Annotated in this window: 11 protein-coding genes; 5 read left to right on the forward strand and 6 right to left on the reverse strand. The window is 70.4% G+C overall.

From position 1 onward, the window contains the following. Positions 1–49: 49 nt before the first annotated feature. From ACILQS_RS06790 to ACILQS_RS06805, 4 genes are all read right to left on the reverse strand, one after another. Positions 50–1393 (reverse strand): hypothetical protein, encoded by a 1344-nt coding sequence (locus ACILQS_RS06790; protein WP_395639356.1) that lies wholly within the window; start codon positions 1391–1393, stop codon positions 50–52. Between the two features lie 26 nt (positions 1394–1419). Further along, positions 1420–2055: a DNA-binding response regulator gene (locus ACILQS_RS06795; RefSeq protein ID WP_395639357.1), complete on the reverse strand. Its 636-nt coding sequence runs from the start codon at positions 2053–2055 to the stop codon at positions 1420–1422. Next, positions 2052–4637 (reverse strand): PAS domain-containing protein, encoded by a 2586-nt coding sequence (locus ACILQS_RS06800; protein ID WP_395639358.1) that lies wholly within the window; start codon positions 4635–4637, stop codon positions 2052–2054. The genes ACILQS_RS06795 and ACILQS_RS06800 overlap by 4 nt, the downstream gene beginning before the upstream one ends. Positions 4638–4779: 142 nt before the next feature. Then, on the reverse strand, positions 4780–6123 hold the full coding sequence (locus ACILQS_RS06805) for a hypothetical protein (RefSeq protein WP_395639359.1): 1344 nt from the start codon (positions 6121–6123) through the stop codon (positions 4780–4782). 329 nt (positions 6124–6452) lie between these two features. On the opposite strand from ACILQS_RS06805, the gene ACILQS_RS06810 reads away from it, so the two are divergent. Together ACILQS_RS06810 and ACILQS_RS06815 are read left to right on the forward strand one after the other, a co-directional pair. After that, the gene (locus ACILQS_RS06810) at positions 6453–6662 is read left to right on the forward strand and encodes a methyltransferase (RefSeq protein ID WP_395639360.1); all 210 of its coding nucleotides are present in this window, start codon (positions 6453–6455) and stop codon (positions 6660–6662) included. Between the two features lie 174 nt (positions 6663–6836). Beyond that, positions 6837–7349, forward strand: a complete 513-nt coding sequence (locus tag ACILQS_RS06815; protein WP_395639361.1) for a single-stranded DNA-binding protein — start codon at positions 6837–6839, stop codon at positions 7347–7349. Between the two features lie 15 nt (positions 7350–7364). Here ACILQS_RS06815 and ACILQS_RS06820 read toward each other — a convergent pair whose 3' ends face one another. Both ACILQS_RS06820 and ACILQS_RS06825 read right to left on the reverse strand, forming a co-directional pair. Further along, positions 7365–7607, reverse strand: a complete 243-nt coding sequence (locus ACILQS_RS06820) for a hypothetical protein (RefSeq protein ID WP_395639362.1) — start codon at positions 7605–7607, stop codon at positions 7365–7367. Between the two features lie 61 nt (positions 7608–7668). Beyond that, a complete protein-coding gene (locus ACILQS_RS06825; RefSeq protein WP_395639363.1) occupies positions 7669–7995 on the reverse strand; it encodes a DMT family transporter in 327 nt (108 codons plus the stop codon). Positions 7996–8159: 164 nt separating this feature from the next. On the opposite strand from ACILQS_RS06825, the gene ACILQS_RS06830 reads away from it, so the two are divergent. The 3 genes from ACILQS_RS06830 to ACILQS_RS06840 are packed head-to-tail and all read left to right on the forward strand — an operon-like array spanning position 8160 to position 10835. After that, a complete protein-coding gene (locus ACILQS_RS06830) occupies positions 8160–8630 on the forward strand; it encodes a DUF6993 domain-containing protein (protein WP_395639364.1) in 471 nt (156 codons plus the stop codon). 38 nt (positions 8631–8668) lie between these two features. Further along, positions 8669–10351, forward strand: coding sequence for an energy-dependent translational throttle protein EttA (ettA, locus tag ACILQS_RS06835; RefSeq protein WP_395639365.1), 1683 nt, complete (start codon positions 8669–8671; stop codon positions 10349–10351). A 1-nt stretch (position 10352) separates the two neighbouring features. Then, entirely contained in the window at positions 10353–10835 is a 483-nt protein-coding gene (locus tag ACILQS_RS06840; protein WP_395639366.1) for an acyl-CoA thioesterase, read from the forward strand. Positions 10836–10942 lie beyond the last annotated feature (107 nt).

Genomic DNA, 10942 nt, shown 5'->3' on the forward strand with positions numbered 1-10942 from the left:
GGTTCGGGCACCCGCCCAGCCTAGGAACTTTCCGCGCCGGGGATTCACCTCAGGAGCCGCGGAGCTCCGCGGCTGCGGCATCCAGCTGGGAGAGCACTCCCTCGACGATCCGCGTGCGTGCGGCGGGGGTCACGTCGCCGCCGGCGAGTACCGCGAGGGCGAGCGCGCAGCTCGCGACCCGACCGTTGACGTCGCCGCGGATGAGGATCTCCAGTCGTGCGGCGGCCTCCGCTTCGGCGACCAGCGCCCGCATCCTGAGGTCGTCGAGCGCCGCGGAATCGGCGACGGCGCGCGCGTCGAGCTCGACGTTCGTGGACGCGAGGGCGACGGCGGTGGCGATCGTCGAGGCGGCGGTGGCGACGACGAGCGGGAAGATCAGCAGCAGCACGACGTCCCCCGGCCGCCCGGAACCCGCCGACAGCGTGGCGAGAACGCCACTGCCGACGACGCCGGCCAGCACCACTCCGGTGCGGCTCAGAATCGATCGCTGGGCTCCGCTGAGGTGACGTGGCCGCAGGATCGCGAAGGCGCCGATGAGCACGGCCGTCGATGCCGCGATGGCGATGACGACCTCGGTGGCGTGCCACCACCCGCCCACCCGGTACGCCTCCGGCACGACGAGTGGAGCGGTCGCCACTGCGGAGAGTGCCGCCGCGAACACGGGACGACGCAGCTCGAACTCACGCGAGGCGGCGCTGACCGACACGCGTCCGACGGCTCGCACGGGCGCCGGCACCGCGACGGCCGCCGCGAAGCCGGCGGTGCGGGCCGCGAGCTCGTCGAGGCGCGATGCGATCGCCGCGGCTGCGGTCGCATCAGGAACGGTCCGGCCGCGCAACTGCGCGCGGATCTCGTCGAGGGCGGGGCTCAAGGCGTCATCGACAGCCGCACGAAGCCGCGACGCGGTCTCGTCCGCACTCTCCGCGGCGCGCGCCGTGGCCGCATCGAGTTCCATCGCCACCACGGCGCGACGGGCAAGCAGGCGGCGATGCTCCTCCCACTGGGCGAGCGCATAAGTGAGCAGCGGCATCCAGCACGTCGAGACGAGGATCCAGAAGCCGATGCGGTACAGCCACTCCGGATCGAGGCCGTGGGTGAACGCGATCAGTCCTCCGACGACGCCTCGACACACGCCGATCCCGACCCAGATCAGACCCGACGCGACTGGGACGACGCGTCCGAAGCGCGTGCGCGAGACGCCGGCGACGACCGCGACCCAGGCGACGGACGCGACCGCTTGCAGCAGGACGGAGATCGCGATCCACCCGGGACCGGGCAACGGGGTCGCGATCTCCTGGCTGACCACGAGCACCGAGGCGAGCACGGAGGTGACGATCCCGCCGCGCACGTTCGCCGCCCAGGGTCCCGACAGTGCCTGGGCGGTCGTGATCACGTCGACACCTCGGTCCGGCGCTCCCGTCACTTGACCCGGATGCGGCCCTGGAGCCACAGACGGGTCGCTTCGATCCGGGGTGAGGTGCTCTCGTCCTGGTCGACGCCGAGCGCCGAGTAGAGCCGGGCGACCATCGTCTCGGCGGCACGCACCGTCGTTCCGCGGCGCTCCGCGATCACTTTCGTCGTCAGACCGCTGGCGATCATCCGCAGCATGTCGGCCTGCGCGCTCGTCACGGTGAGCGTCCGATCGCCGTCGTCGATCCTCGGGCTCGACGCGCGACCGCTCAGAGCGTCCCGCACGGCGTCGGCGATATCGCCGGCACGTCGGAGCCGCGACTTGACGATGTAGACGAGGTCGGAGGGCATCCGGTCGGCGTCGCTGACGGCGAGTTCCGGCGACAGGTGCGACGTCAGCACGACCAGGGCGACCCACGGTCGCTCGTCGGCCATCCGCCGCAACAGGGGTCCCGACGAGATGCCGTGACCGAAGTCGAGATCCGTGACGAGGGCGTGCGTGTCATCCCCGATGAGATCCCACGCCTCGTCGGGCAAGCGCGCCTCGCGCACGTCGAACCCGCCGGAGCGCAGCGCCTCGGCGACCAGGGATCGGGTGAAATCGTCGTCCTCGGCGATGACGACGCGGGTCGGACCGGCGGTCATCGTGGCGTCGCCGGAAGGGCCGCCGCGAGGGCCTGGAGCAGCGCGGCGGCGGTGAACGGCTTGTCGAGAACCGCGCGGACGTTCGGCTGCCGTTCGACCGCGAGACCCTGCTCGGGAACCCCCGACATCGTGACGACCGCGAGACCGGGCTTGCGGGTCGCCAGCCAGGCCAGGAACGCCCGCCCGGTCGTCCCCGGCATGACGAGATCGGTCAGCACCAGGTCGACCGGATCCCGCACGACGATCACCTTCGCCTCTTCGGCATCCCTCGCACCGACCGGTTCGCCCCCGGCGTTTCGGATGACGGCGGAGGCGGCGTCGATGATCGCATCCTCGTCGTCGACGATCAGCACCCGTACACCGGTCAGATCGGACGTGCCGATCGCGGCCGGCGCGGCGGGAGACGGGGCCTCGCTCGCCGTCGCCCGTGGCAGATCGAGGACGAATGTCGTGCCGGCGGGTCCGGTCGCGGTGACGTCGAGGGACCCGTCATGCGCGCGCGCGATGGCCTGCGAGACCGAGAGTCCCAGTCCCGTGCCCTGGCCGACGGCTTTGGTCGTGAAGAAGGGATCGAACGCCTGGTCGAGAACCGACGGCGTCATCCCCGGGCCGGTGTCGGTCACCGCGATCCTCACCCGGTCCCCGTCGCCGGTGGCGCGCACGGTCAGAGACCCGCCGTCCGGCATCACGTCGCGGGCGTTCGTCGCCAGATTCATCAGCACCTGGAGGAGCTGGGTCGGATCGCCGAGGATCCGCAGATCGCGGACGACCTCCACCTCGACGACCAGGTTCTTGGGCAGAGTGTCGCGGCAGAACTCGGTGAAACGCTCGACGAGGTCCGTGATCTCGACGAGGGTGCGCTGGCCCTCCACCCCGCGGGCGAAGGTGAGTACTTGGCGGATCATGTTGGAGCCGCGTTCGATCGCCTCCTGCATCCCCGCGATGATGCGCAGCCGGCTGAGCTCGTCCTCCTCTCCCGCGAGGAGCTGGGTCGAGAGCATGAGCGGGGTCAGCACGTTGTTCAGGTCGTGCGCGATGCCACCGGCGAGCGTCCCGATGCTCTCCATCCGCTGGGCACGAAGCATGACCTCTCCCTCCCGCCGAGCCTCGGTGACGTCGATGAGGACGCAGAAGACGGCCTCGGGGGCGCCCGACGGGTCGCGCACGAGCACCCACCGGCAGGCGATCAGCCGCTCCTCGTCGTTGCGTCTGATGACGAGGTCGCCGGTCCAATTGCCCTCGGCGGCGACCACGGCATCCGCCTCGGCGTACGCCTGGGCATCGGCACCGAGCACCGCGAGCAGGGGCTGCCCGGTCACGTCTTCGTCGCCGTCGAGCGCCAGCAGTTCCGCCGCGCTGCTGTTGAAGTATTCGATGCCGTCGCCGAGACCCCGCACGATGATCGCGTCGCTCGTGGAGTCGAAGACGGTCGCCTGCGCGTACTGCTTGCGCGGGTCGCCGATCGCGACGAGCCGAGCGGCCTCGCGTTCGGAGACGTCGGTCATCGAGATTCCGAGCAGATCGTCGGCCGGGAAGACGAGCGTCTCGACCCACCGATTCGTGCGGGGATCGCGGAGCCTCAGGGACTGCTGGGTGCCGGAGGCCATGACGGTGTGCAGCATCGCCGCGACGTCGTCGCCGAAGCCGGTGACCGTCCACAGGTCGGCCCCGATGAGGTCGGCGGCGCGGATGCCGAGCGTCGCAGCTGCGGCGCGGTTGACGTAGCGAAGACGCCAGTCGCGGTCGACGAACACGAGGTCGTTGGGCACCCCGTCGAGCGCCGCCGTCAACAGCGTGTCCATGCGGATGCGCTCGCGGTGCTGTTCGACGGCCGCTGTCACGTCGGTGACGGCCCCTTGTACCCGGACGATCCGGCCACCGGCGCGGACGGCTTCGCCGATCAGCCGGATCTGCCGCAGCTCCCCGGCCGCGGTGCGGAACGGCGCGACGAGGTCGAACGCGGTCCCTTTCGTCGCACACCGGGTGAAGGCGCGGTCGACGCGAGCGCGGTGACCGGAGCCCACGTGGGCGATCAGGTCTCCCCGCGTGACCACCTGGTCCGGGTCGAGGCCGAGCACATCGAACAGCTGCGGAGACCAATGCCGCTCGCCGGTCACGAGATCCGTCGCCCATCCTCCGACGCGCGCCACCCGTCCGGCGATCTGCAGCAGCCGCTCGGTGACGTCGAGCGACGTCTGCACGTCGGCGAGGTCGTCGATGTCCCGGCCGAGACCGAGCACGCCGAGCACACGATCGCGGGAGCGGATCGGCACGTTGAGCACGTCGGCGAAGAAGGTCGAGCCGTCGGGGCGCAGGCCGCGGCTCCGGTATCGCCGGGTCTCGCCCGCCGCGGCGCGCGCGAACTCCCCCGCGACACGCTCCCGGTCGTCGGGATGCACCGTGGGGCCGAAGTCCATCCCGCGCAAGATCTCCCAGGGAATCCCGACCCGGTCCGCGAGGGCGGCGTTGCCGGCGACGAATTTCCCGTCGGTGTCGACGAAGTAGACGGGGTCGGGGTGGGCCTCGAAGAGCGCACGCAGGCCGTGTCGACGGAAGGCCCCCCGCCAGCGAAGACGACTCATAGAATCCTCCGACCCGTCGCGATGCGCGCGGACCGCGCACGTCCGGGTCCGCACCGCCGAAGGTCCCTGATCCTCGACGCGACCGCCATGGTCGCCATGCGAGCAGTGTAGGGCTGCGACCGGAGGATGAGCACGACCCCCATCAGGGACGGAGCTCCCGGATGCGGGCGGCCGCGGTTTCGAGCTGGTCGACGATGGTGCCGACGACGCGCTCCTGATCGGCGGGGGTGAAGGTACCGGCGGCCAAGAAGGCGAGGGCCATGGCACAGGACGCGAGCCGTCCGCTGACTTCCCCGCGGACGAGTTCCAGGATCTGGGCCGATGCCTGCTCCTCGGCGTCGGCCAGCGCGATCGTGCGCGCCTCGACCGTGCGCTCGTCCCGGGCGATGAGCTCGTCGAGTCGTGCGCTCGTCGCCTGCAGTCCGACGGCGGTGGAGAGGATGTCGGCGGCGACGGAGAACAGCAGGGGCATGAGCGCGAGGGCGAGGAACGCGTCCTCATCCAGCCAGCTCCAGGTGAGGAGGGCGATCGCCGTCGCCCCGATCCCTCCGGCGGCGAGCGTGCCGCCTCGCAGGAGCGCGAACGACACGATCCCCGGGACGCGGAGGCGGTCGGTTCCGGCGGCCACCAGCATGAAGAGGATCGTGGCCGTCGCGATCCCCACGGCCATCTCGGCCACGGCGGGAAGGCCGCCGACGCGGAACGCCTCGAGAAGGAGAGGCGGCGCGACGGCGGCGGCCGTCAACAGCCCTGCGAAGATCGGTCGTCTCGACTGGAACGCGCTCATCGCGACCACGAGGGAGGCGCGCTCGTCGGGCCGGGAGGGCTCGACGGCCGGAGCGGTGGCGAAGTCGCGCGCCCGCGCACTGAGGTCGTCCAGGCGTCGACGGATCCGGTGCACCGTCACGGCGTCGACCCGAGCGGTGTGCAAGCCCGCGCGGATCTCCTCGAGGGCTGGCCCGAGCGCATCCGCGATCGCGTCGCCCATCCGCCGGGTGCGTTCCGCAGCCGTCTCCCGGCTCCGCGCGTCGAGGTCGGCGAGGTCGCGCGCCAAGCGCGCGCGGTAGGCGAGCAACCGGCGGTATTCCTCGCCTTGCGCGAGCGCATAGGTCAGCAGCGGCGTCCAGATGAGTGCCAGGACGCACCAGAAGACGATGCGGAAGACCCATTCCGGGTCGAGCCCGGCGGAGAGCGCGACGGCTCCGCCGGCGAGCCCGCGGAGCACGCCGACCCCCAGCCACATCGTGACCAGACCCACCGGAGGGACGATGCCGGTACGACGTCGAAAGACCGTGGACACGAGCCAGACCCAGATGCCGGGCAGCGTGAACTGCAGCGCGACCGACGCGACGATGTACCACCCGTTCGGGAAGCCGGTCGGCAGCTCCTGCATGACCACGAGAAGCGAACCCGGCACGGCGGTGCTGCCCCAGCCCCGCACGTTGGCGGCCCAGGGGCCGGTCAACGCGTGGCGCGTGGTGAGCACGGGTGGCATCCTTCGAACAGGTGGGGCCGGTCCCGGAGCGCCCCGCACACCTGAACCGGCCCAGTGGATCGCGTCCCCCGACGCATCCTGATCCCAGCAACGGATCCGGCCCCCCGGCCGGATCCGCGATTCCCCCGAATCGCAGGACGAACGCCCTGGAGATGAGTTTCGGGTCCCGCCGACGGGCGGTCAAGCGGCGCGGATCGGCGGTGTTCGCCGGAGCGAACGCGTCGACCTGTGGAGACCCCCGAACTGGGGTGGTCGCGCACGTCCTGAGCGTCTCCTGAGCATCCGTTCCCGCGGCGGTGCGGGGGAGCTACCGTCGGGGCATGTCCGACAACACCACGACACATCAGCGCTGGGTCGCCTTCGGCCCGGCCGGAGCGATCGGCTCCATCCATCGCACCGACGGGGGCTTCCAGGTGAGGCTGCTCGACGCGACCGAGGGTCGCGAGTACCCCTCGCTGGAGGTCGCGAAGAGTGCTCTCCATGCGTCGCTGCCCGGCGGCTCCGACTGGCCGGAGTTCCGCGAGCACTGACACCGAGGACGGTGCCGTCCTCCCCAGCCGATGCCGCCCGGCCGCGTTCCGCAGATCGCGAGCCGGGCGTCGTCGCGTCCGGGCGCACGACCGAGAGTGGGGCATCGGATGCCGGCCGCCACTTCACGGCACGAGCGGGCACCGGCATCCGACCCTCACGATTGGAGAAAACGGATGTCCGACCAGATCACCCTCACCGGCCTCGTGGCCACCCCGCCCAAGCACATCGTCACGAGCGAGGGGCTGCAGATCACCTCGTTCCGCCTCGCGTCCACCCAGCGCCGGTTCAACCGCGCGGAGCAGAAGTGGGAGGACGCCGACACCAACTGGTACACCGTGACGGCGTTCCGCACCCTCGCGGCGAACGCGATCGGCTCGATCCTCAAGGGTCAGCGCGTGATCGTCTCGGGCCGACTCCGCATCCGCGAGTGGCAGACCGACGAGAAGTCGGGCACGACGATCGAGGTGGATGCCGACAGCCTGGGCCACGACCTGACCTTCGGCACCTCGTCGTTCACCCGCACGCCGCAGGCGACCGCAGCGGCGGACACCCCCGAGACCGCGGCGGCGGCGGAGCAGATCCCCGCGTCGCCGGAGGCGCCGGACCCCGACGTCGCCGACGCCCCGGTCGACGATCTCGCCGAAGCGCGCGCCAAGCGGCCGAGCGAGCTCCCCGTTCCGTTCTGAGCGGCGTCCCCCAGGTCAGCTCAGGCCGAGGCCGTCGAGCAGGCCCGCTTGCTTCTTCGGGGCGCGCGGGATCGGCTCCCCGGCCCGGTGACGGCGCAGCACCTCGGCCTCGACCGCGGTCTGCAGTTCGTTGATCGCCCGGTTGTGGCTGCGCGACTCGGCTACGAGGTCGGGGTACTCGGTGACCGTCGCAACCCACCGCTTGTCGGCCTCGCGTCGCTCGATGAAGTACGAGTAGCCGCGCACGTCGATCGCCATTCCGGCCTCCTGAAGTCGTCAGGTCGAGGCTAGCCGCCCCCGCGGTCTGGGCACCGCGCGATCAGTGGCCGGCGTCGCTCACCACTTTGAGCCCGACGACGCAGGCGACGAGTCCGAGGATGAGCAGCACCTTGACCACGCTCACCGCTTCGGCGCCGCTGACCATGGCGACGACGACCGTGAGGGCCGCGCCGATGCCGACCCAGACGGCGTACGCGGTGCCGGTGGGGATGTCGCGCATCGCGAGAGCGAGACCGCCCATGCTCAGCACGAGCCCCACGCCGAAGACGATGGTCGGCCCCAGCTTGGTGAAGCCGGCGCTCTTGCCCAGAGCGGTCGCCCAGACGGCTTCGAGGATGCCCGAGACGATGAGAATGATCCACGACATGATCGGCCTTTCGGCCAGTCGTGTCTGTCCGGGTACTGGGGTCCTCGTCCGGGAGACGGGTTCACGTCTCGGCGCTGAGAGTAGCTCGCAGGGCTGGGCACGAGCTGAGCACCCGTAGAATCGTCCCGACCCGGGACTCGACCGGGACGGGACGGGGACTTCTCATGGCGAGCCGGATCGCACGCGCCGCGGTCGTCGTCGCGCTCGCCGGAATCGGCGCCCTCACGCTCGCGGGCTGCGTGGACGCTCCGGAGCCGACGCCCACGCCGACCGCCGACGTCTCCTCGGCCCCGTCGGCGCCCGCCGAACCCGAGATCGACCTCGACGGCTCGGCCACGCAGAACCTCCCGTACTTCGACCGGGTCAACAACGAACTCGTCAGCGCGGGGGGAGCCCTCGACGGCCGGGCGTTCATCGACAACCTCGTCGCCGCGGGCTACCCGAAGACCGACATGGAGGTCACGGCCGACCGCACGGCGATCGACCTGGCGGCCGACAACATCCAATTCTCGGTCCGCCTCAACGGAACGTGCCTGATCGGCCAGTACGGCAACATCGGCTACGCCTCGACGACAGCCCAGCTGCTCAGCACCGGGCGCTGCCTCGTCGGCGCCACCCGTCCCATCGACTGGTGACGTCGGGGGCGGCCTCCCGCCGTCCCTAAGCTGGAGCCATGGCCGAATACATCTATTCCATGGTGCGCGCCCGCAAAGCGGTCGGCGAGAAGCTCATCCTGGACGACGTCACGATGGCGTTCCTGCCCGGGGCGAAGATCGGCATGGTCGGCCCCAACGGCGCCGGCAAGTCGACGATCCTGAAGATCATGGCCGGGCTCGACCAGCCGTCCAACGGAGAGGCGACCCTCGCCGCCGGGTACACCGTCGGCATCCTCATGCAGGAGCCCGAACTCGACGAGTCGAAGACCGTGCTCGAGAACGTGCAGGAGGGCGTCGGCCCGATCATGGGCAAGATCGCGCGCTTCAACGAGATCTCGCTCGCGATGGCCGAGCCGGATGCCGACTTCGACACCCTGCTCGCCGAGATGGGCACCCTCCAGGAAGAGATCGACGCCGCCGACGCCTGGGACCTCGACTCCCAGCTCGAGCAGGCGATGGATGCCCTCCGCACCCCGCCGGGAGACGCCGCGATCGCCCCGCTCTCCGGCGGTGAGAAGCGCCGCGTCGCGCTCACCAAGCTGCTGCTGCAAAAGCCCGACCTGCTGCTGCTCGACGAGCCCACGAACCACCTCGACGCCGAGAGCGTGCTCTGGCTCGAGCAGCACCTGAAGTCCTACCCCGGCGCCGTCATCGCGATCACCCACGACCGGTACTTCCTCGACAACGTCGCGGAGTGGATCGCCGAGGTCGACCGCGGCCGGCTCATCGGCTACGAGGGCAACTACTCGACCTACCTGGAGAAGAAGGCCGAGCGCCTCGACATCCAGGGCAAGAAGGACCAGAAGCTCGCCAAGCGCCTCGCCGAGGAGCTCGAATGGGTGCGCTCGTCGGCGAAGGGTCGTCAGACCAAGTCGAAGGCGCGTCTGGCCCGCTACGAGGAGATGGCCGCCGAGGCGGACCGCACCCGGAAGCTCGACTTCGACGAGATCCAGATCCCGCCGGGTCCGCGGCTCGGTCAGGTCGTCATCGAGGCCAAGGATCTGCACAAGGGCTTCGGCGACCGCGTGCTCATCGACGGCCTGTCGTTCACCCTCCCGCCGAACGGCATCGTCGGGGTCATCGGCCCCAACGGCGTCGGCAAGACGACCCTGTTCAAGACGATCGTCGGACTCGAGCCGCTCGACGGCGGCGACCTGAAGATCGGCGAGACCGTCAAGATCTCGTACGTCGACCAGACCCGCTCCAATATCGACCCGAACAAGTCGCTGTGGGAGGTCGTCTCCGACGGGCTCGACATCATCGTCATCGGCAAGACCGAGGTGCCGTCGCGCGCCTACGTGTCGAAGTTCGGCTTCAAGGGGCCCGACCAGCAGAAGAAGGCCGGTGTGCTCTCCGGTGGCGAGCGCAACCGCCTCAACCTCGCGCTCACCCTCAAGGAGGGCGGCAACCTGCTGCTGCTCGACGAGCCCACCAACGACCTCGACATCGAGACGCTCTCGAGCCTCGAGAACGCCCTGCTCGAGTTCCCCGGCTGCGCGGTGGTCATCACTCACGACCGGTGGTTCCTCGACCGGATCGCGACCCACATCCTCTCCTACGAGGGCACCGACGAGAATCCGGCGAACTGGTACTGGTTCGAGGGCAACTTCGAGTCGTACGAGGCGAACAAGATCGAGCGTCTCGGACCGGAGGCCGCCGCCCCGCACCGCGCCACCCACCGCCGCCTGACCCGCGACTGACATGACCCGCATCCACGTGCCCATCGGCATCCGGTTCAACGACCTGGATGCCTACGGCCACGTCAACAACGCCGCGATGCTCACCCTCCTCGAGGAGGCGCGCATCGCGGTGTTCTGGAGCGCCGGCGACCTGCAGGTGGACGGGGTGAACGACAACGACGCCCCGGTCGCCGACACCAGTACCGCGACGACCATCACCCTCGTCGCCCGGCAGGAGGTCGAATACCTCGCGCCGATCCCGTACCTGCGGGAGCCGCTCGACGTGCAGCTCTGGATCGGCCGACTCGGCGGGGCGAGCCTCGACGTCTGCTACGAGATCGCCTCGCCCGCGGGTGACGAGGAGCAGACGATGTTCGCGAAGGCCGCGACGACGATCGTGCTCGTGGATGCCGCATCCGGTCGTCCGCGTCGGATCACCGAGCGCGAGCGCGAGGCCTGGGCCGCCCACGTCGACGCCCCGGTCGTCTTCGCCAAGCGCTCCTAGGTGTACTCGGCAGAGACGTTGGTGACGCTGCCGTTGTGAAACGGGGAGACCTCCTGGCTTAGTGGAGCTGTCTAGTTCTTCACGGCCAGGAGGTCTCGTGTCTCACG

It is taken from the genome of Pseudolysinimonas sp. (genome assembly GCF_044239695.1).
Lineage (GTDB): Bacteria > Actinomycetota > Actinomycetes > Actinomycetales > Microbacteriaceae > Pseudolysinimonas_A.